Source organism: Psychromonas aquatilis, from assembly GCF_038155185.1.
Classification (GTDB): domain Bacteria; phylum Pseudomonadota; class Gammaproteobacteria; order Enterobacterales; family Psychromonadaceae; genus Psychromonas; species Psychromonas aquatilis.
The window spans coordinates 89,838-116,115 of sequence record NZ_JBAKAZ010000002.1; the positions used below are offsets into that span (position 1 = coordinate 89,838).

16 protein-coding genes are annotated in these 26,278 nt (G+C 38.0%); 9 read left to right on the top strand and 7 right to left on the bottom strand.

Features of this window, described 5'->3' with window-relative positions; all coding sequences use genetic code 11:
• Positions 1 to 168 precede the first annotated feature (168 nt).
• From V6256_RS00910 to V6256_RS00920, 3 genes are read right to left on the bottom strand one after another with little or no spacing between them, the layout of a single operon-like run.
• A complete protein-coding gene (locus V6256_RS00910; protein WP_341596093.1) occupies positions 169 to 2,028 on the bottom strand; it encodes a hypothetical protein in 1,860 nt (619 codons plus the stop codon).
• Complete coding sequence (locus V6256_RS00915) at positions 2,021 to 2,518, bottom strand: ABC-three component system middle component 2 (RefSeq protein WP_341596095.1); 498 nt, start codon at positions 2,516 to 2,518, stop codon at positions 2,021 to 2,023. The genes V6256_RS00910 and V6256_RS00915 overlap by 8 nt, the downstream gene beginning before the upstream one ends.
• A complete protein-coding gene (locus V6256_RS00920) occupies positions 2,511 to 3,620 on the bottom strand; it encodes an ABC-three component system protein (protein ID WP_341596096.1) in 1,110 nt (369 codons plus the stop codon). Before V6256_RS00920 ends, V6256_RS00915 begins: the two co-directional genes overlap by 8 nt.
• A 1,834-nt stretch (positions 3,621 to 5,454) precedes the next feature.
• On the opposite strand from V6256_RS00920, the gene ampD reads away from it, so the two are divergent.
• Positions 5,455 to 5,997 carry a 1,6-anhydro-N-acetylmuramyl-L-alanine amidase AmpD gene (ampD, locus tag V6256_RS00925; protein WP_341596097.1) on the top strand — a complete coding sequence of 181 codons (543 nt, stop codon included), beginning with the start codon at positions 5,455 to 5,457 and terminating at the stop codon, positions 5,995 to 5,997.
• Positions 5,998 to 6,235: 238 nt separating this feature from the next.
• Here the strand turns inward: ampD and V6256_RS00930 are convergent, their stop codons facing one another.
• Positions 6,236 to 7,162: an aminoimidazole riboside kinase gene (locus V6256_RS00930; protein ID WP_341596099.1), complete on the bottom strand. Its 927-nt coding sequence runs from the start codon at positions 7,160 to 7,162 to the stop codon at positions 6,236 to 6,238.
• A gap of 86 nt (positions 7,163 to 7,248) precedes the next feature.
• Positions 7,249 to 8,688 (bottom strand): sucrose-specific PTS transporter subunit IIBC, encoded by a 1,440-nt coding sequence (locus tag V6256_RS00935; protein WP_341596101.1) that lies wholly within the window; start codon positions 8,686 to 8,688, stop codon positions 7,249 to 7,251.
• A gap of 224 nt (positions 8,689 to 8,912) precedes the next feature.
• Here V6256_RS00935 and V6256_RS00940 point away from each other — a divergent pair, with 224 nt between their 5' ends.
• The 6 genes from V6256_RS00940 (at position 8,913) to lpdA (ending at position 19,305) form a co-directional block, all read left to right on the top strand.
• Positions 8,913 to 9,902 (top strand): LacI family DNA-binding transcriptional regulator, encoded by a 990-nt coding sequence (locus V6256_RS00940; RefSeq protein ID WP_341596102.1) that lies wholly within the window; start codon positions 8,913 to 8,915, stop codon positions 9,900 to 9,902.
• 384 nt (positions 9,903 to 10,286) lie between these two features.
• Positions 10,287 to 11,975 (top strand): glycoside hydrolase family 32 protein, encoded by a 1,689-nt coding sequence (locus tag V6256_RS00945; protein WP_341596104.1) that lies wholly within the window; start codon positions 10,287 to 10,289, stop codon positions 11,973 to 11,975.
• 553 nt (positions 11,976 to 12,528) lie between these two features.
• Entirely contained in the window at positions 12,529 to 13,278 is a 750-nt protein-coding gene (pdhR, locus tag V6256_RS00950; protein ID WP_341596106.1) for a pyruvate dehydrogenase complex transcriptional repressor PdhR, read from the top strand.
• 197 nt (positions 13,279 to 13,475) lie between these two features.
• On the top strand, positions 13,476 to 16,136 hold the full coding sequence (aceE, locus tag V6256_RS00955) for a pyruvate dehydrogenase (acetyl-transferring), homodimeric type (protein WP_341596107.1): 2,661 nt from the start codon (positions 13,476 to 13,478) through the stop codon (positions 16,134 to 16,136).
• A 57-nt stretch (positions 16,137 to 16,193) separates the two neighbouring features.
• The gene (aceF, locus tag V6256_RS00960; RefSeq protein ID WP_341596108.1) at positions 16,194 to 17,768 is read left to right on the top strand and encodes a pyruvate dehydrogenase complex dihydrolipoyllysine-residue acetyltransferase; all 1,575 of its coding nucleotides are present in this window, start codon (positions 16,194 to 16,196) and stop codon (positions 17,766 to 17,768) included.
• A gap of 106 nt (positions 17,769 to 17,874) precedes the next feature.
• Entirely contained in the window at positions 17,875 to 19,305 is a 1,431-nt protein-coding gene (gene lpdA, locus V6256_RS00965) for a dihydrolipoyl dehydrogenase (RefSeq protein WP_341596109.1), read from the top strand.
• 1,229 nt (positions 19,306 to 20,534) lie between these two features.
• On the opposite strand, the gene V6256_RS16395 is transcribed toward lpdA, so the two are convergent.
• Positions 20,535 to 20,726 (bottom strand): helix-turn-helix domain-containing protein, encoded by a 192-nt coding sequence (locus tag V6256_RS16395; protein WP_424141037.1) that lies wholly within the window; start codon positions 20,724 to 20,726, stop codon positions 20,535 to 20,537.
• Between the two features lie 580 nt (positions 20,727 to 21,306).
• Entirely contained in the window at positions 21,307 to 24,108 is a 2,802-nt protein-coding gene (locus V6256_RS00970) for a bifunctional aconitate hydratase 2/2-methylisocitrate dehydratase (protein WP_341596110.1), read from the bottom strand.
• Positions 24,109 to 24,876: 768 nt separating this feature from the next.
• Here V6256_RS00970 and V6256_RS00975 point away from each other — a divergent pair.
• Positions 24,877 to 25,707: a winged helix-turn-helix domain-containing protein gene (locus tag V6256_RS00975; protein WP_341596111.1), complete on the top strand. Its 831-nt coding sequence runs from the start codon at positions 24,877 to 24,879 to the stop codon at positions 25,705 to 25,707.
• A 141-nt stretch (positions 25,708 to 25,848) separates the two neighbouring features.
• Entirely contained in the window at positions 25,849 to 26,205 is a 357-nt protein-coding gene (locus tag V6256_RS00980; protein WP_341596112.1) for a YacL family protein, read from the top strand.
• Positions 26,206 to 26,278 lie beyond the last annotated feature (73 nt).

Below are 26,278 nucleotides of genomic sequence, written 5' to 3' on the forward strand. Positions count from 1 at the left end.
TTTCTCTTTATTATTTTCTAATCAACTAACCTTAGTTTATAAGAACCATATTTACGGCTGATTTGGAGCACAGCGTAAAGCAAGTCCGACAAAATCTGTTTGTTACATGAAACCTGACTTTCAAGTTTTCAACATTGGAAACTGAGGAGCTCTCTTTTATTCATATCGCTATAACATCACCTTCGGTGGGAATAGGCCAAAACGATCGTGCTGAGGGTTTTTCGTGAATACTGTCAATCCAAGCTGACCTTTAAAGGATTCTGGTGGGTGCTCATTTTCTACTATTATTACTTGGCTGTCGGAATGTTCTTCGATCAGATACTTATAAAATTTCTGTTTTAGACTTGTCCCTTGAAGGCTATCGTCTTCGCCTTCAGGCTTATAATACGCCAGTAATGGTGAATCAAGTACAACAAAACCAGGATGTGGTAACGAGTTTTCTTTACAATATTCAAGCAAGCCTAAAGTGGCAGCAGCGTGAGTTATCGCTCTAAGTCCTTTCCCCCTATTGCCGCGGAGCTTGCCGTTAATAATAAAGTCCATTGCCTCTTCATCAAAATGTACACTGCCTTTATCTGGAAAGTCCCAAGCCTCAAGTATTCGCTCTACTATTTTTGAAAAGTCATGTAGAGCCTGAGTCGATAGTTTAGTCGCAATCGTATGATCGTCGGGTTTTGTTTCCTCTATGTCACCAAATAATTCATTTTTTTGTACTAGAAGCTTATCTAATCTTGTAAAAACAGAGAGGTGTGAAATAACTTTACTGCGTGCATCAACAAAGTCAGAATAACTAGTTTGTGTGTCTGATAGCTCAGGAGCTATGGCGCTCTTAATATCAATATCAACTTTGTCAAATCGTCTTTCGACCTCAATTAGGTCTTTAGATAACCATGCGGATTCCTCATGTAACGCCGTAACTGTAGAATTTAGATCGCTTGCCAATATCTTGATCTTTTCCATTTCAGCTGCTGCCGCAATAACTATTGATTCAACGTCGCCATCACATTTTTCGGTATTGTGTTGCGTTTCAGGTGGAGCACCACAAAGCGAGCAAGGTGCTCGATCTTGGTGTACAAAAAGGGAGCCAGATTCTTCAATTGCCATTAATCGATGTAAATCTGTTTCATATTGTGTCTTTAGTAAATTGAAGCGCACTAACATATCCGCTATATCATCTTTGCGATCCCTGATCGTCTCACGATCTCTCACCATTTCTCGTCTCTGAATCATTAACTCATTTAGTTGAAATTGAATCAGTTTGAGCTTTTCTTTACTTAAGGAAATCGATTTTTCTAGCTTGTGGAGTTGCTCCTCCAGCTCCTCACGCCCAAACCCAAACTTGGTTATCTCACTCCCTATATCAGTAATCCATTGATCAAGAAACTCTGCTTTTACCTGATCGTTGGACTTCGATTTTTTCATAGTGTTCGCTGGTACTATCGAGTTATCATCTACGTCCGTAAGCATTAGTTTTAAGGTGGATTTTTCGGCGGTTTTAGAAATAAATTGACCTGTTAAGAAAGGGGAGTTCTGACGAATTATTTCGTGCTCATTAACAATTATGAGCCGAGCCATATCGCGAAAACTAAGAGATCTACAATCTCCATTTGCATTTTTTCGCACACATTTATTCAGTAAATCAATAGCACTAAGAAGCCAGCCGGAAATATTATCTTCCTTACCTGCTGCATGTTTCATCTTAATCGTGCCGCTTTCATTTACATTAGTCGAGGTTCCAATATCCCCCTCAAATATTCGGTAGTTACCACCTTGAGTACTGCGTTCAAACGTCCAGATTCCTTTTTCTGATGATTCGATAGTTATTCGTACTTTATCATAGCCATCAAGTTCAGGAATTTCTCGCAGTTCTTTTCCTCCAACAAGAAAGTCAATAGCTTCAACAAGGAAGGACTTTCCTGTATCGGATGCACCACATACAACGCTTAAGCTTTGATCGAATTGAATTAAAGCAGGGGGAACTCTAGTGCCCAAAAAGCTTATGTTTCTTATTTTAATTGTTTTATTCATTTTTGTTGCTTCCACCTAATGGATGAAATTGAGTAGTCCACTTGTTAAAGAAGCCATTAATCAAATTGTGAAGATCGGTAGTGTCCATATTCCCGACAGTATCCCTAACCCAATTTGCTCTATCTATTAATGAACGCATGTAAGGAGTAGTCAACGAATCAACGAATGGCTTGGCATAATCACTTGCCTGATAAAAAATTCCTTCCGCGTTAGCTATTCTGGTGACAAGCCCTCGGCTCATCATTAGTAGAATTCCTGATTCAATAATATTACGCCTAACAAGAAGTTCGCCTTCCCTTAAAGGAAGTGGGGGGTGAAGGCTTTCGGGACCCTCAAGATCGCCTGAATGAACAACTAGATAGTCAAAATCTACCAGGCGCTGTAAATCCATTGCAGATGGAAAATTTGCTACAAGGATTACTAGTGAGCGAATACCTGTCTCGAGAGCGCTGTTAAATACTGTGACATCTGGTCTACATGCTTCACTCATCGTTCTCACTCCAATTCAGCCGGTTGTCATTCACAAGTTGATGGCACATTCCTTGTTTATCCCTTGGTCTGGTGACACTAGAAAGCGGGCTCGCATCAGCGGTAACATTAGCGGCCTGACTCATTGTTTTATTTAAACGGTCCATATCACAGGAATGCGATGCTTCACACGTATCCACCACTCCATCGAAGATATCATCTTGAAGAGCCTCGAAGACACCTAACGGCAAAGTGTCACGGGAAAAGCTTCGCAATGACTCTGCATGATAAAAGCGCTCACGTTGCCTAAGAAAATTGTTTCTTATATTGTCATCTTTGTCCAATATGGATAGATCTGGTGATTGCTGATCATTGCCAATGGACTGCGCATATACATTTAGTAACTGCCTCACGTAGCGTTGTTCCATCGATACCGTATTTTCTGGCGGTATTTCAGGCTCAGGACGGATACCAAGCCCTCCACCAAACCTCACTGTATGAAAAGGTGTATTTACATGTTGTTTAATCATTTGCACAAGCGACACGGAGTCGAATATCGTAAAATCAAAACTCTCTAAATGAGTGAGAAGATCACCTTCAAGTTTTATCTTGGCTGTAGATGTAATGCTATTCTGACAATATTTTTCCCAGTTATCTTTTAATTCTTTTTTTAATTTAGAAGCATTACTGAGAAGTTTACCAAGTCTAGTTCCGATTTGTTTTGGAGCAACAAAGTAGTACTTTCGTGGTGTCGTGTATGAACCAAATTTCGTAAAATAAATTATTTTACCAAATTCGACCCAAACATTGGAAGGAGTTAAAGGCTTATCGTAAAACTTACACTGGTAGTTGTCCCAACCATCATTAAACTGGTTAGATTTTATAAAGCCTACGACGTCGAGTCCTTTGTCGCCTGCGCCCGCAAATCGCTTTACACAATGATACGAATTTTCAAGTGATGAAGCCCACTCCTCAGTAAACTCCTCCCACTCGTCTGGACTAAATAGCTGCACACGCTGTGTTTTTGGAATAGGAATTCCTGCGCTCACATGCTCTGAGTTATACAATCCTTTTTTAGGATTGGGCGAGAGTTCTTGGAAATCATCATCGTTCATTTTTTTCATAGTGAGTCGGCCAAAATACTGGCTTAGTCATCCTTAAATTTATGTTTTGAACCGCAATGGTTATTTAGTTATGTTAGCTCCGAATCAAAAGCGATCATGTTACGCACTGTATAACGCCACATTAAAGGGGGCTTTTTGATTAATCAATAAAGCACACAAAACCTTAAACCAAAAACGCTATGTATTCTTTAAATATGTAGTTATATGCAAAGTTCAGGCAAGTAACTGATTTATTTGCTTTATTATCAATTTTAATATCTGAAGCTTTAGGATTAAACCAAATAGCTTTAATTTCTACTGTAATTGTAGGCTCGAGATCTTTGTCATAAGTACCATCAATTATGATCATTGATGAGGGCGAACATCCAGCTGGTTAATAATTTTAAGGTAGAGCTCAGGCTTTTCTTTGCCAATGCCAATATTTAACTTATAAAAATAACCTGAAATATATTTTTTAAAGCAACCCTTTCAAATTATTGTTTTATATTAACTTATGAGGGATAATTTGCATTTTTTACTACACTTTATTTATTATATTTTAATTTTTAGTGTGCTTGTAGGACGATTTACAACTGAACGGTATCCAATAACACATTTTCCATTTTGTTCAGAGAAGTCGATCAGAAGAGTATTACCCAGTCGAACAAGTAGCTATACTCATGTTGTCTCTTTGCTATACTATTTATCGTCGATTTATATACTCCTATAATGCAATCTTTTTAAAATAATTTCAATTTATAATCAATAAATTAATTAATAAGAGGTATCAACGTTAGATTGCAAAATGACGCATAATTTTTCAAAAGCTTACTCTGATACTCTCTCGGATAACTACAAGTAAGGAAAACGTACAATTACAGATTGTAAGTAAATTTTCTTGCTGAGAAGGAATGGGCAAAAGTGTATTTGGGTTTTAACTATAAGAGTCAGTGCCGCTTACTCTGACTCCATATTGAAGTAGCGTTAATTGATCGAGGATTTGTTCAGCTTTAGGTCGGAAGTGTTTTCTGGCGTTTGTTGTCCCCAACCTTTAGTAGGTATAGGTATCCCTTCGATATCAAAGTCACCCTGCAGATAAAAGATCGCTCAACGGCAGTCCTTAGAGACCTTATGTTTCTGCTATCATCGAGTGAATCATTAGATATAGGATCCTAAATAAGGGCTGAATACTTTACATTATGATGCGAAGTCGCTATCAACAAAAATTTAGTCATTGTCTAAGGGACAATTTCCATTCGCGAGCTCCATTTTAACAACCGAACCATCACTATACTTACAATAAAGTGTAGTGGAATCTGTTCCTGTTCCCCACCAACTGCTAAGCAGTACGCCTGCCATTACATTTGTTGCAATTACAGTTGATATTAGTACGACAAATAATCTTAATGTTTTCATGTGATATCCAATTAAATATATGAATTATAAGATACCACAGCGTAAGTACTTAATATACGTACCTTCAGTTGTTTGGGTACAGTATTGATGGAGGAATTCAAAGTATTTAGATGGTTACGAAATAATTCCTCACTCAGATATTATGACAAAAGCTGTAACCTTTATGGTTAATATTAATCCTTCAAGTAAGTTGGAAGAAAACGTCTCGCTAAGTTAGAAGTAATTGCTGACAAATTAAGGCGTGAAATATGTTTAGTGTGTTATATAGTGGTTGTACATGTACTATTTGGACAATGTCAGTTGTTGATAATAAAGTAGATAAAATATATGCCACTACTGAATGGGAATAGCCTATAATTGTTAACGCTATTTTATAAAGCGTTTGAAAAAAGGTGGCTTATTTGCCACCTTTTTTATAACTAAATTTTAAGGGGTGAAAGTGATTAAACAAAACGGCGTGTTACAAGATGCTCTCTTTATTGAAAGTCCTTTTTATAATTTAAGACCGCAGGGCACTGAGGTTAGCTTACTAGTGATTCATTGCATTAGCTTACCGGAAGGGCAGTTTGCTACCCCCTATGTAAAAGACTTATTTACAGGGTGTCTTGATTGTTCTGCTGATCCTAGCTTTGCTGATTTAGAAGGCTTAGAGGTATCTGCTCACTGTGTGATTCGTCGTGATGGCAGTATTGAGCAATATGTGCCCTTTGATAAGCGTGCATGGCATGCGGGTGTTTCGTCTTTTGAAGGTGTTGAAGCGTGTAATGACTATTCAATCGGTATTGAGTTAGAAGGGACAGATCATAGCGCCTATACAGAACGACAATATCAGGCTTTAGCGAAAGTTACTGAGCAAATTCAGCAACGTTATCCATTAATTACTAATAAGCGAATTGTTGCTCATAGTGATATTGCGCCGGGCCGTAAAACCGATCCTGGTAGTGAGTTTGATTGGTCACTTTTTTTTAAACTCATTGCGTAAAGATTTAACATTATTATTGAGTGGTATTACTTCACCTAAAAGGTTGTTTTAACTTATCTTGGTTAAAATAAATGTAAGCTTGGTTTCCCTCTGAGAATACAGGTGCTCGTTACTGTCACGGCTCCTTACTTACCTCTATTTTGTGCTGCCTAGCTAGACACCTATTGAATTAAATGAGTCTCAATCGATAAGACTAAAGGTGCTTTTTAGGCAGCGTATTTGTTTACTCGTCTTAGTTTTATTCGCCAGATAAGTATTGTTGTAGTTGTTTAAGTGATGGTAGTGCGGTCATAGCCCCTTTTTGTGTTGTTGCTAAAGCACCACAAGCATTCGCCCATGTTACCGCTTGAGTAATCTCAGCTGCGCTATTCCAACACTCACTTTGCGCTAAGTAGGTGATTAAGCCTCCGACAAAAGCATCACCGGCACCAGTCGTATCGATTGGTTGGATAGCTTTTCCAGCCAATTGCTGCTGGTTATCATTATGGATCACTAGCGCGCCTTTTGCGCCTTGAGTCACTAACACAAGGGGATTTTGATATGACTTTATTTTTTCTAATCCAGCTGTTAATGAGGCTGTTTCAGTTAAAAATAATAATTCGTCATCAGAAAATTTTACTACATCAGCAAGCGCGATTGCTTTTAGCACAACTGGCTTTATATCGTCTTGATTTATCCAAACCTCATTGCGTAGGTTAGGGTCGAAGCTAATGAATCCACCAGCTTCTTTGATTTTTTCCATGGCTAAAAAAGTACTGCTACGACTCGGTTCATTGGCTAAAGCAATTGAGCAGATATGCAACCATTGGCCTTGTTTAAATTCAGGGATATCAGTTGCTTGTAAAAACTGGTCCGCACTCGGCTTTACCATAAAAGTAAAACTACGTTCACCGCTACTATCTAAATCGACAACGACAGTGGAAGTACGTTGTGCTGGGTCAAGTAACATAAAGCCCGTATCGACACCTTCTTTATCTAAAGTACTTTCCATGAATCGACCAAATGGATCGTCACCTGCTCGTCCAAAAAATGCACTATTACCACCTAAACGAGAGACTGCAACAGCAACATTGGCTGGTGCACCACCAGGACATTTTAAATAGCTAGTCGTGCTATTTGGGATTAGATCTACAACGGCATCACCGCTAACCCAAACTTTATTCATAACAACCTCATTTCTTTAATTTGTATAAAACCAGTATCAATCTTAATACTGGTTTGTGATTCGCTTATTGACTGTGTTTATAATTATTAAGCATTAGCCGCTTTTGCTTGTTTTGCTTTAGCACGATTACCTAATATTGCCGTTAATATAAATGCAACGGTAAATGAAATCGCCATACCTATAATGTAAGGGGTTACATCACCTGTACGAATTGAGATAATCCCAGGTAGACCTGCAGCACCAAGAGCACTTGCTTTGACATTAAATAGAGTAATGAAGGCACTTGCTATTGCGGCGCCACAGATTGCTGCGATGAAAGGGTAACGTAGTTTTAAATTAACACCGAACATAGCTGGCTCTGTGATACCTAATAATGAAGTGACCCCTGATGGGATAGCAATCCCTTTAAGTTTAGTTTCTTTAGTAAAGAAACCCACTGATAGCGCTGCGCCACCTTGAGCAATGTTAGCCATTGCCGCAATTGGGAAAATGAATGAACCGCCTGTAACTGCCATATCCGCTAACAATTGTATTTCAATCGCAATGAAGCTGTGATGCATTCCAGTAATAACAAAAGGTGCGTAGATAAAACCAAATACAGCACCGCCAATGAAACCAGCAGAGTCATATAACCAATTTAATCCATCACCTAATAAAAAGCCGATGTCACGTGTGAAAGGTCCTACTACAGTAAATGTTAATATCCCTGTGATAAAAATAGCAAGGAGTGGTGTGAGTAGGTTATCTAATACTGATGGAATAAATTTACGTAATCCATTCTCAACTTTAGCTAATATATAAGTTGCTACTAACACAGGTAATACAGAGCCTTGATAACCTACTTTTTCAATTTCAAAGCCAAGGATATTCCAAACAGGGATATCACCTGTAACCGCTGCACCACCAAAGCCCCAGCCGTTTAGCAGATCTGGATGCACCATTAACATACCTAATGCAGCACCTAAGAATGGGTTCCCGCCAAATTGTTTACTCGCAGAGAATGCAATTAATATAGGCAGAAACACAAAAGGAGCGTTGGCAAATGTATTAATAAGTGCCGCAAGGTCAGTGATATTTGGATAAGCATCCACTAACGACTTTCCTTCAATAAATAAACCGGGTGCAACTAAGACGTTGAAGATACCCATTAACAAACCACCGGCAACAATCGCTGGAATGATAGGTACAAAGATATCCGATAAACCTTTTACTGCTCGTTGGATGATATTTTGATTTTGAGCGCCAGTTGAAGCGACATCTTTTGTGCTCATCTCTCCTAAGCCTGTAATCTTTGCCATTTGAGCATAAACTTGATTCACGATGCCTGAACCAAAGATCACTTGATATTGTCCTGCTACTTTAAATTGTCCTTTTACACCATCAAGCGACTCAATACCTGATTCATCAATTAATGATTCATCAGCAACGGCAAGGCGTAAGCGAGTAGCACAATGGGCTAATGCTTTAATATTGCTTTTTCCTCCGAGCATCTCTATAAGTTGAGATGCGATTTCTGGATAATTCATAACTTACTCCTTGGTATCATTTGTAGATTGTTTTTTTATTTAAAATGGGAACGTTTGCAATAAGCGAATATTTGGCTTAAATTGATTCTTTTTCAAGGCTTGTATTAAATAAATGTGATCTATAACTTTTTATCGATATAAGTTGTTGTAAATACCTTAAGTTTGTTGGTTTTGAGGGCTTTTGCTATTATTCATGGTAAGTAATTTAAATTAATGGAAATAATATGTCTGGACTACATACAGTCGCAAAATTAGCTGGTGTTTCAAAGTCGACGGTATCTCGCGTGATTAATAACGAGTATGGCGTGAAAGCGAGCACCAAAGAAAAAGTGCAAAAAGCGATTGTAGAATGTGGTTATATGGCTAACCAAGTTGCACGGGATTTAAAGTCTCAAAAAACCAATTTAATTGGCGTGATTGCTCCGAGAATATCTTCAAACGCCGTCTCACTTGGCTTGGAAGGTATGGCAGACATATTTGAACAAGCAGGAAAGCACTTACTACTCGCTAATACATTACAAAATAACGAAAAAGAAATTGAGTATATAATGCGCTTTAATCAGCGCCGTGTTGAAGGCATATTACTCTTTGCTACACATTTAGATACGCCCTTAATCGAAGCTATCAATCATTCAACCGTCCCAATCGTGCTAATAGGCCAAGATGGGTCATTGTTTAATATCCCTAGTATTATTCATGATGATATCAGAGTTGGATTTAGCGCCGGAATGAGGTTGATAGAAGCAGGGGCAAAGAATATAGGTTTTATTGGTGTACACAGTCAGGATGCCGCAGTAGATGGGGCGCGTTACCAAGGGTTAGTACAAGCTTTGCAGCATGCCAAGCAAGTCGCACCTCTCTTTCATAGTCACGGAGAATTCACCATCGAATCGGGTTACCAGCAAACAAAGAAATTATTGATGGAGTGGCCACAATTAGACGCTTTATTTTGTGCAACCGATAGAATTGCGATCGGCGCGATGAGGGCGATCACTGAAATAAATAAAGTGCCCGGTAAAGATATCAAGGTGTTAGGGGTTGGTAATGATGAGTTAGGGCAGGTCTGTACTCCAAGCTTATCGACGTTCAACTATGCATTTACTTTGTCAGGTAAAAAGTCGGCATTAATGCTGCTTGATTTGATTGAAAATAAAAACGCAGAGGTGAGTAAGTTAGTACTTAGCTTTGATGCCATTGAGCGCGGAAGTTGTTGATATAAAACTCCTTATAAGGGCTTGTACGCACATTGCTGATAGCCTTAATAATATGACTTGTAATGAATTTTATTACCTTATTATTATTTCCAGTTTAAATAGATTGTTTCCTTTTCTTTATTTCTAATCGTAACGAGACTGCACTCTAAAAAAATGAGACATTGATCGAAGGGTTTACACTACTTATGTTTGCTCCTTGCAAAATAGATGATTTTTAGCTACCTTTTCTGCAAACGTTCCCGTAATCGAAGTTTATTATTAAATTAACCAATCATTCTGCGCTTAATAACGATTTGATTGAACCTAGTATTTGAGTTTTGTGTTGAGTTCTTTTAATGAACTGAATGGGAAATATAATTTTTACGGTCTAAAGGTGAGTTGCATATGTTGTTATTAGAAATGATTGAAGAGTGTGGTGGTATTGGCAATGTGACTCGCATTTTAAGTCCTGATACTCGTATTATTATTGAAGTACAGGATACTTCTCTTTTGCCGTTAACATTCTCTGCACAGGGCGACTACCACGCAGTTTTAAAGCAAGTCACTTATCCTAAAGCAACAGTCGACTGTGATAACCAGGGAAGTGACATTAACAACAGTCATTCAGGTGAACCCGCTGTATTGTCACTTAAAGCGCAATTATTAAAGGTTGGGAAATTAATTGCTGAAAAGCAAGTAAAGCAAGCTCAAGCATTTATTCAACCTGCGATTTGTCCTCACCGCCCAAGTTGGCATATTTCGCCACCTCAAGGGTTATTAAATGATCCTAATGGATTTATCTATCATCAAGGTCAATATCATTTATTTTATCAAATTTATCCTTTTGCTTGTGTCCATAAAGATAAGTACTGGGCGCATTTAACCAGCAAAGATTTAATTAATTGGCAGTGGCAGTCTTTGCCGCTGACACCATCTGATTATTTTGATAGTCACGGTGTGTTTTCTGGTCATGCTCTTAGTAATGGTGATGAATTAATGTTGTTTTACACCGGTAATGTCCGTACCGAAGAGCAGCGAGATAGACATACTACTCAATGTTTAGCTACATCAACGGATGCCGTTCACTTCACTAAGCAAGGGCCTGTCATTGATACACTACCTCCTGGTGTTACTCCCCATTGTCGAGATCCTAAAATTATTCGACATCAAGATCGTTGGTTAATGTTATTAGGTGCTCAGCGAGAGGATGAAATTGGGCGACTTGCGATTTATGAATCACAGGACCTTAAACAATGGACCTTTATCGAGTTGTGTGGCGATGAATTAGGTGATTATGGATATATGTGGGAGTGTCCTGACTTTTTCACATTAAATGATCAGGATTTTGTTGTTATTTGTCCGCAAGGTATTGAAGCTGATGCTAAAAGCCATACAGTGCCTCACCATAATCGTATTTTAAAGGCGACACTAGATGAGCGAGGCAGTATTAAGTTATCAGCACCACAAGTATTAGATCATGGATTTGATTTTTACGCTCCTCAGTCACTACAAACCATTGATGGCAGACGCATTATGTCCGCTTGGATGGGGTTGCCGGATGAAATCAATCATCCAAGTTCCGACAATGGTTGGGTTCACCAATTGACAGCATTACGCCAATTATCTTATGAAAATGGACAGTTAATCCAACAACCGATCAAAGAGTTACAAGGATTACGTGGCGAAGTCGTGGAGATTCCTGCTAGTCCACGGAACTTTGACTTACACAGCAAAGCTTTTGAATTAAAAGTAACGATGCAATGGGGAAGTTCATTGAAGCTGCATCAATCAGAGGAAGGCTATTGTGAGTTACGTTTAGATGAAGAGTCTAAAGTATTGTATTTAGACAGAAGCAATACCTTAATTCGTGAAGGTGATACGGTAAGAGAGCTGCCTCTTTCTGATACTTCAACTGTACAGGTGCATATACTTTCAGATAACTCTTCTCTAGAGCTATATATTAATAATGGTTCTGCTGTAATGTCTGCACGTATCTTTACACCAGCAACCGCAACACGATTAAGTTGTTCTGATAAGGTTGATATTGACGCTTGTTGGATGTTAAACAAACCATCAGCCCCTTTTATTAACTGATTAAATAGAGAGTGAGCATACTAGCTTAATTTTTTTTATTAGTTAATGGTGACCTAGTGTCACCATTTTTATTGGCTTTAAATATTAGCTTTTAACTTTTAATGCTATGCCTTTAATTGAGATAACTAGTTGATAACCTTTCAGTCTTACCTTGGTGACTTCGGCAGTTATATGGTTGTAGGTTTTGAAGCTAATTACGCTAATAAAATACCTGTATAGTGGTAATGATAGGTGATAAATGCCTGATTATTTATATTTCTCCTACAATATCTTGATTAATGGTTAATAAATCATACTAATTAAATCTTATTAATAATTCTTTCTCATCCTCTTTTATTGTCTTTTTCTTGATATTTATTTATTTTTAATGTCTTTTTGTTGCTATTTTGTGATGAAAACAGGCTGATATTTCAATTCAACTATAAATATCTAGACATAAATTCTTAATTTTGTTAATTTCTCTATCCAAATTATAATTGGTAATACCATTTTACATTCGATTGTTTTTTCTTCGTAACATAGCTTTGTTACGATTGATTAATTTAAGGCTGTTATGACTTACGCAAAAATTAAACAACCTAAACTTGCAGATGTGATTGAATCACAGATTGAAAGCATGATTTTAGAAGGAAGTTTAGAGTTAGGTGAGAAGTTATTGCCTGAGCGTGAGCTAGCAAAGCAATTTGATGTTTCTCGACCTTCTTTGCGTGAAGCAATTCAACGCTTGGAATCAAAAGGACTGCTAACTCGTCGTCAAGGTGGTGGAACTTATGTAAAAGAAGGTTTGAGAGAAAAATTAACAGATCCTCTTTTTGAATTACTCAATTCTCACCCAGAATCTCAATATGACTTATTAGAATTTCGTCATGCTATTGAGGGGTTTTCTGCTTATTATGCAGCTTTACGTGGTACCTCTGAAGACTTCAAAAAAATAAAAACAAGTTTCAATGCCATTGATAAAGCACATAGCACTGGTAACATTGAGCTGGAAATAAAATCTGTTGTACAGTTTTACTTAGCTGTTATTGAAGCTTCTCATAATGTTGTGTTTTTGCACCTAGCAAGAGGGATAAACCCTTTATTGCAAAAAAACATTTCTGATAATGTAGAGCAACTGTATCATTATCCAGAAGTGGCCAAACAAATACATCGACATCGTTTACAGCTAGTTGATGCTATTTTATCAAAGCAACCGATGAAAGCGAAAGCAGCGTCTGATCAACATTTGAATTACATTGAAGAAACACGCTTAGTTATGCTGCGTGAAGAAAGCGCCTTTAAACGAGAGTTGGGCGGTTTTTAAAGCAAAATACTGTTTCATGGTATGACAGGTGCAACTATTGTTGTAAAAAAATACCTAAAGTTATAACTATTTGGATTACTTATTGCCGAAATGGCATTAAATCGTGCTGTGAAGCAGGTAGTGGTTAATGTAAATAATTATTTAAAAACGCTTGGCTTTATAGCTAAGATTACCTAGTGATATAGAAGGAAAGTGTCATGACTGACATCTTAAAAGATATTGATGCGCAAGAAACTTCTGAATGGCTTGAAGCATTAACAACCATTCTTGAAGATGAGGGCTCAGAACGTGCTCAGTTTATCCTTGAGCAAGTAATAGAAAAAGCACGTGTTGAAGGTGTTAATTTACCAACAGGTATCAACACTAACTACATAAATACTATTGCTGCCTCTGAGCAACCAGCTTACCCTGGTGACCTTAAAATAGAGCAACGTATTCGTTCAATCATTCGTTGGAATGCGATCATGATTGTAATGCGTGCTTCTAAGAAAGATTTAGATCTTGGTGGTCACATGGCTTCTTACCAGTCAGCGGCTGCGTTTTACGAAGTATGTTTTAACCACTTCTTCCGTGCTCCAAATGAAACTGATGGCGGTGATTTAGTTTATTACCAAGGCCATATTTCTCCTGGTATTTACGCACGTGCTTTCCTTGAAGGTCGCTTAACTGAAGAGCAGCTAGACAACTTCCGTCAAGAAGTTGATGGTAAAGGTCTACCTTCTTACCCACACCCGAAATTATTGCCTGAATTCTGGCAGTTCCCAACAGTATCTATGGGTCTTGGTCCAATCGCTGCAATCTATCAAGCACGTTTCCTTAAATACCTTGACGGTCGTGGTTTAAAACCAACTTCTGCACAACGTGTTTACGCTTTCCTAGGTGATGGTGAAATGGATGAGCCGGAATCACGTGGTTCATTGTCATTCGCTTCACGTGAAAAACTAGATAACTTATGTTTCTTAATTAACTGTAACTTACAGCGTCTAGATGGCCCTGTAATGGGTAACGGTAGCATCATTCAAGAGCTAGAAGGCCTATTTACAGGTGCTGGTTGGAATGTTGTTAAAGTAATCTGGGGCGGTAACTGGGATGCATTAATCGCTAAAGACACGTCTGGTAAATTATTACAATTAATGGAAGAAACCGTTGATGGTGATTACCAAACATTTAAATCTAAAGACGGTGCTTACGTTCGTGAACATTTCTTTGGTAAATACCCTGAAACAGCTGCACTAGTAGCTGACATGACAGATGAAGAGATCTTTGCCCTGAAACGTGGTGGCCATGATTCATCTAAACTTTACGCAGCCTTTAAAAATGCAGAAGATACTGCAGGTAAACCAACAGTAATCTTAGCTAAAACAGTTAAAGGTTACGGTATGGGTGCTGCCGCTGAGGGTAAAAATATTGCCCACGGTGTTAAGAAAATGACTGAAGACCATATTCAAAGCTTACGTGATCGTTTAGGTCTACAAGACTTAATCTCTGATGAGAAAGCAGCGACACTTCCTTACCTAACGCTTGAAGAAGGTTCTGAAGAGTACAAATACCTGCACGGTAAACGTGAAGCATTAATGGGTTACACACCTAAGCGTCTACCTAAGTTTACTGAAAAACTAGCTGTGCCAGAATTAGATAAATTCTCTGCACTTTTAGGCGAGCAGAAGCGTGAAATTTCAACAACAATGGCTTACGTACGTATCCTAAATGTATTGTTGAAAGATAAAGGTATCGGTAAAAACATCGTACCAATCATTGCCGATGAAGCACGTACATTTGGTATGGAAGGTCTGTTCCGTCAAGTGGGTATCTACAATCCACATGGTCAAGAATACACACCTGAAGACCGCGGCGTAGTGTCTTACTACAAAGAAGCGACTTCTGGTCAAGTATTACAAGAAGGTATCAATGAACTTGGTTCTATGTCTTCTTGGGTTGCTGCGGCAACGTCATACAGTACTAATGACTTACCAATGATTCCATTCTACATCTACTACTCTATGTTTGGTTTCCAACGTATTGGTGATATGGCTTGGATGGCAGGTGACCAACAAGCACGTGGTTTCCTATTAGGTGCTACTGCTGGTCGTACTACGCTAAATGGTGAAGGTCTACAGCATGAAGATGGCCACAGTCATATTCAAGCGAATACTATCCCTAACTGTGTTTCATACGACCCAACGTTTGCTTACGAGCTAGCGGTTATCGTCCAAGACGGTATTGAGCGTATGTACGGTGAGAAACAAGAAAACGTATTCTATTACCTAACAGTAATGAATGAAAACTATGCAATGCCTGCAATGCCTGAAGGTGCTGAAGAAGGTATTCGTAAAGGTATTTACAAGTTTGATTCATTACCAGGTAAGAGCAAAGTACAACTACTAAGCTCTGGTACTATTATGAATGAAGTACGTGCAGCTGCTGCGATTCTAAGTGAAGAATACGGTGTTGCTTCTGATATCTTCTCAGTAACTTCATTTAACGAACTAACACGTGATGGTCAAGACGTTGAGCGTTACAACATGTTAAACCCTGAAGCAGAGCAAAAAGTACCTTACATTACATCTGTATTAGGTGATGAACCTACTATTGCTGCTACGGATTACATGAAAAACTATGCTGAGCAAGTACGCGCATTTATTCCTGCTGATACTTATAAAGTACTAGGTACTGACGGTTTTGGTCGAAGCGATAGCCGTGACAACTTACGTCGTCACTTTGAAGTGAATGCTAATTACGTTGTTGTTGCTGCATTAAGCGAACTAGCAAAACGTGGTGAAATTGAAACGAAAGTAGTAACGGAAGCTATTGCTAAGTTTGATATTGATGTAAACAAAATCAACCCATTATTTGCATAAATCAGTCTCGGTGTTAATGGCTATTAACACCGACTTTTATTGATTAGGAAAATTATTATGTCTGAATTAAAAGAATTTTTACTACCTGATATTGGTGCTGATGCGGCTGATATTACTGATATCTTAGTTGCTGTTGGCGACACTATCGAAGAAGACCAAGATGTATTAACGATTGAAGGTGACAAAGCGTCAATGGACGTACCTTCATCAGTTGCAGGTGTGGTAAAAGAGATTAAAGTAAACGTTGGTGACAGCGTTTCTGAAGGTAACCTAGTATTGATCGTTGAAGTAGCTGGTTCTGCTGCTGCAGAAGCGCCGGCTGCTGAGTCTGAAGCTCCTGCTCCAGCAAAAGAAGAAGCTCCAGCACCAGCTGCTGCAACTGCTGTTAAAGAACTATGTGTTCCTGATATCGGTGGTGATGAAGTTGAAGTAACTGATATTCTTGTTGCTGTTGGCGACAAAATTGAAGAAGACCAAGATGTGATCACTGTTGAAGGTGATAAAGCATCAATGGACGTTCCTGCACCATTCGGTGGTGTTGTTAAAGAGATTAAAATCGCAACGGGCGATAAAGTTTCTGAAGGTTCTTTAATCTTACTTGTTGAAGCTGAAGGCGAAGCGCCTGCTGCGGCACCAGCTGCACCTGCAGAAGCACCTAAAGCGGCTGCGCCAGCACCTGCTGCTCCTAAAGCTGCACCAGCTAAAGCAGAAGTTGCTGTGAACAAAGATGTTAAAGCATCTCCATCTGTTCGCCGTATTGCACGTGAATTTGATTTAGACTTAAACGTTATTGCTTCTACAGGACCTAAAGGTCGTACAACTAAAGAAGACGTACAAAAATACGTTAAAGCACAGCTACAAGCTGCTAAATCTGGTGGCGCTGGTGGTCTAGCTGTTGCTGCTGCACCAAAAGTTGATTTTGCTAAATTTGGTGAAGTGGAAGTGAAAGAACTTTCTCGCATCCAAAAAATCTCTGGTCCTGCTTTACACCGTAACTGGGTTACTATCCCACACGTTACACAGTTTGACGAAGCAGATATCACTGAGCTAGAAGAGTTCCGTAAAGAGCAAAATGCAATCGCACTTAAGCAAGACCTAGGTGTTAAAATTAGCCCGTTAGTATTCATGATGAAAGCGGTAGCAAAAGCATTACAACAATACCCTAACTTTAACTCTTCACTTTCTGAAGATGGTCAAAGCTTGATCTTGAAGAAATACTTCAACATTGGTATCGCAGTAGACACGCCAAACGGTCTAGTTGTACCAGTAGTTAAAGATGTATTAAACAAAGGTATCTTTGAAATTTGTCGTGATATCGCTGAAATTTCTAAGAAAGCGCGTGCTGGTAAATTAACTGCGAAAGATATGCAAGGTGGTAGCATGACTATCTCTAGCCTTGGTGGTATCGGTGGTACACAATTTACACCAATCGTTAATGCGCCTGAAGTAGCTATTTTAGGTGTATCTAAATCAGCGGTTAAACCACAATGGAATGGTAAAGAGTTTGAACCTCGTATGATGGTTCCTCTTGCACTTTCTTACGACCACCGTGTAATCGATGGCGCTGATGGTGCTCGCTTTATCACTGCTGTTAACAAGCACTTATCTGATTTACGTACGTTAATCTTATAATCTTTGTTAACTAGGTCGGCAGTTACGCCGACCTATCATTTACATTCTATTAACATTTGAATAGACTAGAATTCTAATTCGAGTGTTCTTTTTTATAGAGGTCGTCATGAGTAAAGAAATTAAAGCGCAGGTTGTTGTATTAGGTTCTGGACCAGCTGGATATTCTGCCGCATTCCGTGCAGCAGACTTAGGTTTAGAAACTGTATTAATCGAAAAATACGACACACTTGGTGGTGTTTGTTTAAATGTAGGTTGTATCCCTTCTAAAGCTCTTTTACATGTTTCTAAAGTAATCGAAGAAGCAAAAGCATTATCTGAGCACGGTGTATTATTTGGTGAGCCATCAACAGATATCGATAAAATCCGTATCTGGAAAGAAAAAGTAGTATCACAACTAACTGGTGGCCTTAAAGGCATGGCTAAAATGCGTAAAGTAACAACAGTAAATGGTTTTGGCCGTTTTACTGGTGCTAATACCATTGAAGCAACTAGTAGCGAAGGTGAAGTAACGACTGTTACTTTTGATAACGCAATTATTGCTGCGGGTTCTCGTCCTGTTAAATTACCATTCATTCCACATGATGACCCTCGTGTTTGGGATTCAACAGATGCACTAGAGCTTAAATCAGTACCTAAACGTTTACTTATCTTAGGCGGTGGCATCATCGGTCTTGAAATGGGTACAGTATACAAATCTCTAGGTTCTGATGTTGATGTTGTAGAGTTCGCTGACCAATTAGTACCTGCAGCTGATAAAGATATCGTGCAAGTTTACACTAAGAAAGTGAAAAGCAAATTCAACATCATGCTAGAAACAAAAGTAACAGCTGTTGATGCTAAAGAAGATGCACTTTACGTTTCTTTTGAAGGTAAAAATGCACCAGCTGAATCAAAAGCTTACGATGCAGTATTAGTAGCAGTTGGTCGTGTACCAAACGGTCTATCACTTGATGCAGAAAAAGCGGGTATCACAGTAACTGAACGTGGTTTCATTGAAGTTGATAAGCAAATGCATACTAACGTACCGCATATCCACGCTATCGGTGATATTGTTGGTCAACCAATGCTTGCGCATAAAGGTGTGCATGAAGCGCATGTTGCTGCTGAAGTTATTTCTGGTAAGAAACATTTCTTTGACCCGAAAACTATCCCTTCAATTGCTTACACAGAGCCAGAGATGGCTTGGGTTGGTGTAACTGAGAAAGAAGCGAAAGAGCAAGGTCTTAACTACGAAAAATCAGTATTCCCTTGGGCAGCATCTGGTCGTGCAATCGCATCTGACTGTTCAGATGGTATGACTAAACTGATCTTTGATAAAGATACACACCGTATCATCGGTGGTTCTGTAGTGGGTACTAATGCTGGTGAATTATTAGGTGAAATCGGCCTAGCAATTGAAATGGGTTGTGATGCAGAAGATATCGCATTAACTATCCATGCTCACCCAACACTACATGAATCTGTAGGTTTAGCTGCAGAAGTTTATGAAGGTTCAATTACTGATTTACCGAATCCAAAAGCGGTAAAACGTAAATAATTTAATACTTAATTAAGTATTTTAAGGCTTGTTAGCATGCAGTTAACAAGCCTTTTTTTATACTTAATATTTGATATTCTCTCACTTAAAATATGATCTCATCGCATGTCGATTTAAGTACCGTTTTATTTGATTATTGATAACAACTTCTTATGTCGTTTTCGTCATAAGGTAAGAATACCAATCTGTAAAATTAACTAGTCAGTTTCATCCAATTTCTAAAGCACATACTTTTCACCCTTCGAGGTCTTCGCTTAGATAGATACTCACCCATTTATTAACGCTAGTGCTATTCACTTTCAAGAACCTTGCTTTGACTTTGGGGCGGTGGCTTCAGCCTCCCTTGTAGATGCAGCTAATAAAACAAAGCACTTCGCTCTTTACCTTGTAGCATTTTACTTAGATGAAGTTTGTTTTGGTTTTTTACTTTGATGCAAGCAGGGAGACTAAAGTCACCGTCCCAAAGCGAACGTCAATACGGCTAGTAAAGCGTCCGAAATATTTGAAGAGTGCTCTATAAATCTAGAATACTTAAAATCACTTCAGCCATAAATATTACTCTGGGGCGGTGGGCGAATTAAGCGCCAGCTTAGTCTCATGCGCGGAGAAGCTCTGCGACTTTTTTCAGGAATCTTGTTTTGACTTTGGGGCGGTGGGCGAATTAAGCGCCAGCTTAGTCTCATGAGCGGAGAAGCTCTGCGACTCCTTTTTTTAGCCTCCCTTGTAGATGCAGCTAATAAAACAAAGCACTTCGCTCTTTACCTTGTTGCATTTTACTTAGATGAAGTTTATTTTGGTTTTTTATTTTGATGCAAGCAGGGAGACTAAAGTCACCGCCCCGAAGCGAACGTCAATACGAATAGTAAAGCGTCCGAAATATTTGAAGAGTGCTCTATAAATCTAGAATACTTAAAATCACTTCAGCCAGAAATATTACTCTGGGGCGGTGGGCGAATTAAGCGTCAGCTTAGTCTCATGCGCGGAGAAGCTCTGCGACTTTTTTCAGGAATCTTGTTTTGACTTTGGGGCGGTGGACGAATTAAGCGCCAGCTTAGTCTCATGAGCGGAGAAGCTCTGCGACTCCTTTTTTTAGCCTCCCTTGTAGATGCAGTCAATAAAAAAAAGCACTTCACTCTTTGCCTTGTTGCATTTTACTTAGATTAAGTTTGTTTTGGTTTTTTACTTTGATGCAAGCAGGGAGACTAAAGTCAGCGCCCCGAAGCGAATGTTCATACTACTCCGCTTAGATAGTCACTCACCCATTTATTAACGCTAGTTCTACTCATTTTTAGGAACAGGGTAATTTGAGTTCGTGAATAAACATCTTGAAAATGTGCTAAAGCCAGTAAACGCATTTTTATTTGTAATGAAGTTTGCTTACGGGCAAGTACTTTAAAATCTGTCTTTTTTATATGCCCCATCTTAAGTCGCTTTAATCGCAATAGATAAATCAATTAGATCATATTTTTACTTAGGTTGGTATAACTCTTATTGATAGCGCACACCTTGTATTTAGTTGTCTTTCTTACCTAATAATGATCTATTAATTAAAACCTAGTTAATATTGCTGATTACAGCTCTGTAGAGCGTGTTCTAAGATCACTTATCACATTATTCAGTACTATGCTTAAATTCTTATCAAGCGTCTTTTGTGGTGATATCAGTGGCAATGTTAATCATGCTTATAAATTAGGTGGTGGATGTGGAAGTGATGTTATCGAGTTTTAATTTTAATATATTGCTCAGCAGATATCAGTGAAGCATTAATCTAATGGATAGGAGCAGGTCTATTGTTGACCTTTATTTTTGCGTGGTCGTTTTTAGCAAGAAAAACAGTTATTTCAAGAATGGGTTAAGCAATAAGACTCTCGAAGTAAATATTCCATCGCTTGCGTCTAATGAGTGGGGAATAAAAAAAGGGCGCTTATTTTAGCCTGAATTAACCGGACTAAAATAAGCAACCCTCTTAATTTATACTAAGATAGGTCCCTTAATAGGAAACTAGATTAGTTTGATTGGCACGTCGCCAGATGGCATTGTTAATGCATCTAATGGCGGAGCGAAATCAGTTAATACAATGCCTTCTACCGCAGCTTTATACTCTTCTAAAGTCGGTGTACGGCCCAGTATTGTAGATAGAACAACGACTGGTGTAGAGCCAAGTAATGATTCACCTTTTTTCTCTTCTGTATCTTCTACTACACGTCCTTGGAATAGACGAGTAGAAGTCGCTAATACAGTATCACCTTTTTCAGCTTTTTCTTGGTTACCCATACATAGGTTACATCCAGGGCGCTCTAGGTACATCATATTTTCATATTTTGTACGTGCTGATTGTTTAGGCGTAATATCATCAAACTCAAAACCAGAGTATTTCTTAAGAACATCCCAGTCGCCTTCAGCTTTTAGCTCATCAACAATGTTATATGTTGGTGGAGCAACAACTAGCGGTGCTTTAAATTCAACTGTACCGTTTTGTTTTTCGATGTTTTGTAGCATTTGAGAGATAATTTTCATATCACCTTTATGTACCATACATGAACCAACAAAACCTAAATCAACTTTTTTAGTGCCGTTGTAGTACGAAATAGGGCGGATAGCATCATGTGTATAACGTTTTGAAACATCTTCGTTATTTACATCTGGATCGGCAATCATTGGTGCATCGATTTGGTCTAGATCAACTACTAATTCAGCAAAGTATTTTGCATTATCATCAGGACGTAAAACTGGTTTTTCGCCAGATTTAATATCTGCGATTCTTGCATCAGCTTTATCAATCAAACCTTGAAGCGTTTTAGCTTTGTTATCCATACCTTTGTTGATCATGATTTGGATACGGCTTTTCGCAATTTCTAATGAACCAATTAATGTATCGTCTTCTGAGATACAGATAGACGCTTTTGCTTTCATTTCAGCAGTCCAATCGGTAAATGTGAACGCTTGGTCAGCTAGTAGTGTACCAATATGTACTTCGATTACACGGCCTTGGAAAACGTTGTCACCAAAGGTTTTTAGCATTTGAGCTTGTGTAGCGTGCACTACGTCACGGAAGTCAATATGACTTTTCATCTCGCCTTTAAAGGTTACTTTAACAGACTCAGGGATTGGCATATTTGCTTCACCTGTTGCAAGTGCAAGAGCAACCGTTCCTGAATCGGCACCGAATGCAACACCTTTAGACATACGAGTATGAGAGTCACCACCAATAATAATAGCCCACTCATCAACAGTAATATCATTCAATACTTTATGAATAACATCTGTCATTGCAGGGTAAACACCTTCAGGGTCACGTGCAGTGATTAAACCGAATTTGTTCATAAAGCTCATTAGTTTAGGAATATTCGCTTGTGCTTTGCTGTCCCAAACTGATGCGGTATGACAACCTGACTGGTAAGCTCCATCAACGATTGGAGAAATAACAGTCGCAGCCATTGACTCTAGCTCTTGAGACGTCATTAAACCTGTTGTATCTTGAGAACCAACGATGTTTACATTTACACGAACGTCTGAACCTGCGTGTAAATCTGCTTCAGAAGCAACACCAACCGCATTTTTGTTGAATATTTTTTCAACAGCAGTTAAGCCTTGACCTTCATGTGCAATCTCTTTTGAAGAAGCATAAACAGGGACGATATCAATACCCAGTGTTTCAGAAGCAAATGTTTGTAGTTTTTTACCAAATACAATTGCGTAAGAACCACCGGCTTTCATAAACTCAACAGCTTGTGGGCTGAAAGCTGAAGAAACATCAACTAGCTCTTTGTCGCCGTTGTATAGTTTCTTTTCTTTGGTGTTGATTGTTAATACTGTACCCGTTTCTACAGAGTAAACTTGCTCAAGAACAGGGTCACCATTTGCATTTAGTACTGTTTTACCTTCGGCATCGACTTTCTTAACCCAGTTTTTAAGGTCAAGACCAATACCACCAGTTACACCAACTGTTGTTAAAAAGATTGGTGAAATACCGTTTGTACCAGCAACAACTGGTGCAAAGTTAACAAATGGAATGTATGGACTTGCTTGCTCACCTGCCCATAGTGCAACGTTATTTACACCAGACATACGTGAAGAACCAACACCCATAGTGCCTTTTTCAGCGATTAACATCACTTTCTTACCAGGGTATTGTTTTTGAAGCGCTTGAATTTCTTCTTGTGCTTCAGGTGAAATCATACATTTACCATGTAATTCACGGTCAGAACGAGAGTGAGCTTGATTACCTGGAGATAATAAATCAGTTGAAATATCACCTTCAGCTGCAATGTAAGTTACTACATCGATTTTTTCTGGGATATCTGGAAGTTTAGTGAAGAAGTCTGCTCTTGCGTAGCTTTCAAGAATCTCTTTCGCAATGACATTACCTGCTTTATAGGCTTCTTCAAGACGGCTTGTATCCGCTTCGTATAAAAATACTTGTGTTTTTAATACTTCAGCTGCAGGTTTTGCAACTGACTCACCATCAGAAAGTGCTAAGTCAAGTAGCACTTCGACAGATGGTCCACCTTTCATGTGAGATAATAATTCAAAAGCAAACTCTGGAGTGATTTCTTCAACAACAAATTCACCTAAGATGATTTCTTTTAAAAATTTAGTTTTTACTGCAGCTGCGCTGGTTGTTCCTGGCAGTGTATTGTAGATAAAGAAGTTAAGTGAATCTGCACGATATTCATTTTCTGTATCTTTAATTTGTTCGATAATTTCAGCTAGTAAGTCAGCTCCATCGATTGGCTTTGGTGCTAAACCAAGATCATTTTTACGAGTTTCAATTTCTTTAATGTATTCTAAATATAGGCTCATTTAACACTCTCTCTGATTCTAACGGGGGCGATAACATTCCGATAACATTCTAATAACATTGCCACCATTAGCAAGGACAAATTTATCTTTCCTAGTCTACCTTATTTTTCTATGACTATTAAATATTTGCTGCTAATCAGGCTTATTCCTGTGATTTAGGTTGTTAAAAATCTTATTTTAATTAATAAAGCGCTAAATAGAAGGAAACTAAAAATACGACAAATAGATAAAGAAAATATAAATATGTTTGACTTGTACAAAAAAATTATAATCACCACATCATATTTAAAATATAAAATAATATAATTATAATCATGTTTAATGGTTATTAAGTGAGTTAAACAGCGTGTGTAAGTTTATTTTTAATAATATAGTTGGCGAATTTAAGAGCAATCAAAAATATAAATTAACATATAAGATCATTTGTTTTATTGTATTACTATTTGGAGTGTTGTTTACCTATTTTAAATAGCTAAAACAATCGTTTTAATAGGGTTAGTATCATTTGTAGATAAGTTTCAAAACAACGACGAGCCTGGTTTTAGAGTGAGCAGATTAATTAAGATCCCCCACTAAAAAGTAACCTAGTAAATGCTTTTAAATCTACAAAAAGAAGAGTCAAAATTTGAGACTAGGAATATCTTTGTGTTTTTATTTTAATTTGATATTATAATGAAGATTATAAAAAAGAGATTGTTTTAACAATCCAAAAAATTAAATTGTCCGTCAATATAGAACGGCATACAAATAAAAAATATGGGTATTATTATGTTAGAAAAAAATTTAGTGGTGGGCGAGTTCCACATCGATTCAAGTCAAAACAGTTTGATTCACGGCAGCCGTAAAGTTTACTTAGGTCCTTTACGTACTTCTTTATTACATTTTTTGTGTAAAAACGTGAATACAGTGGTTACTCGTGAAGATCTTGCTCAACATGTGTGGGGACGTTTAGTTACAGATCACACTATTAATCAGCATATTTCTCAGTTACGTAAGAGTGTCGGCACCTTAAGCTTGCATGGCTTAAATATTTCAACAATTCCAAAGCGTGGTTATATCGCGAGAATGGAAGGGTTAGTGGCTACTGATAATGCGCCTTCGCCTGTTGCCCAATCAGAAGTAACAAGCAATGCAATTTCTAATTTGAAAGTATTAGTGGTTGAGGGCTCAACGGAAGGTAGAGCACAACTTATTGAGCAACTAGAAGCTTTAAATGTTTCTTATGTGGAAGGTGTTCCATCCGCACGTGAAGCTGAGCGCTCAATTGCTTTACAAGATTTCGATTTAATTATTGTTGATACATTATTACCGCAATATTCAGGGCTTAACCTAATTAAAGCTATTCGAACGGGTCAAACGTCGGCTTCATCTGACATTAAAATTTTGAATTCACATCAAGATGTACAACGTGAATTATTAGGCTTAAACAGTCTTTTAGATGTGCAAGGGCTATTATTAAAACCTTTCGAAGCTAACCGTTTGAAGCAAATGCTAATGGTGGTTAGTAAATCTAACGTTATTTTAAAGCCACAAGCTGCTTATGAGTTAGTACCAACAAATGTTGTTGATATAGAATTTAAGGCTGTTGTTAATTCATAACGTCTTATATTCCTTTATTAAAGAGCCTTTGATAGTAATATCGAAGGCTCTTTATATTTCCCTCTATTTTTATCTTTATTTCTACTAAATCCCATCAAAGCTATCTATACTTTACCCATATTAATAAAAGCCGAGGTAAGTATGGAGTTCGATTTCAAAAAAGACTATTTCAGTGATAAGAAAAAAGTAAAGTTGTCTATGGGACATGAGGCTTTTGGCATTTGGCTCGAGCAAGAAGGGCAAAGCAAAGAGTGGACTGAGTCCCTCTTAGATATTATTAATCAATTACAACAAAGAGAGATATCTGAATATAAACTAACTGGTGATGAATTTACGTTATTCTTAAATACAGAAGAAGCTTCGATTGTTAATCATAGTTTATATCAATCAGACTCGGAGTTAGATGAAGATTTAAGTTTTTATGATCAAGAAATAGAAGCGGAGTGTGGTTTAGAAGACTTACAAAATTTAATTGATTCGTGGTTAGCATTTTTTTAAGAGATAGTTACTAGTGTTAAATAATACCAATCACACTAATTAACTGATCTATTTTACTTGCTAAAATAACTTA

Coding starts and splice junctions, on each gene's coding strand:
- V6256_RS00930 (WP_341596099.1), bottom strand. CDS start 7,162: ATGAATAAAGTTTGGGTTAGCGGTGATGCCGTTGTAGATCTAATCCCA.
- V6256_RS00975 (WP_341596111.1), top strand. CDS start 24,877: ATGTTAGAAAAAAATTTAGTGGTGGGCGAGTTCCACATCGATTCAAGT.
- V6256_RS00945 (WP_341596104.1), top strand. CDS start 10,287: ATGTTGTTATTAGAAATGATTGAAGAGTGTGGTGGTATTGGCAATGTG.
- V6256_RS00940 (WP_341596102.1), top strand. CDS start 8,913: ATGTCTGGACTACATACAGTCGCAAAATTAGCTGGTGTTTCAAAGTCG.
- pdhR (WP_341596106.1), top strand. CDS start 12,529: ATGACTTACGCAAAAATTAAACAACCTAAACTTGCAGATGTGATTGAA.
- V6256_RS16395 (WP_424141037.1), bottom strand. CDS start 20,726: ATGGGGCATATAAAAAAGACAGATTTTAAAGTACTTGCCCGTAAGCAA.
- V6256_RS00970 (WP_341596110.1), bottom strand. CDS start 24,108: ATGAGCCTATATTTAGAATACATTAAAGAAATTGAAACTCGTAAAAAT.
- aceE (WP_341596107.1), top strand. CDS start 13,476: ATGACTGACATCTTAAAAGATATTGATGCGCAAGAAACTTCTGAATGG.
- aceF (WP_341596108.1), top strand. CDS start 16,194: ATGTCTGAATTAAAAGAATTTTTACTACCTGATATTGGTGCTGATGCG.
- V6256_RS00935 (WP_341596101.1), bottom strand. CDS start 8,688: ATGAATTATCCAGAAATCGCATCTCAACTTATAGAGATGCTCGGAGGA.
- lpdA (WP_341596109.1), top strand. CDS start 17,875: ATGAGTAAAGAAATTAAAGCGCAGGTTGTTGTATTAGGTTCTGGACCA.
- V6256_RS00915 (WP_341596095.1), bottom strand. CDS start 2,518: ATGAGTGAAGCATGTAGACCAGATGTCACAGTATTTAACAGCGCTCTC.
- V6256_RS00910 (WP_341596093.1), bottom strand. CDS start 2,028: ATGAATAAAACAATTAAAATAAGAAACATAAGCTTTTTGGGCACTAGA.
- V6256_RS00980 (WP_341596112.1), top strand. CDS start 25,849: ATGGAGTTCGATTTCAAAAAAGACTATTTCAGTGATAAGAAAAAAGTA.
- V6256_RS00920 (WP_341596096.1), bottom strand. CDS start 3,620: ATGAAAAAAATGAACGATGATGATTTCCAAGAACTCTCGCCCAATCCT.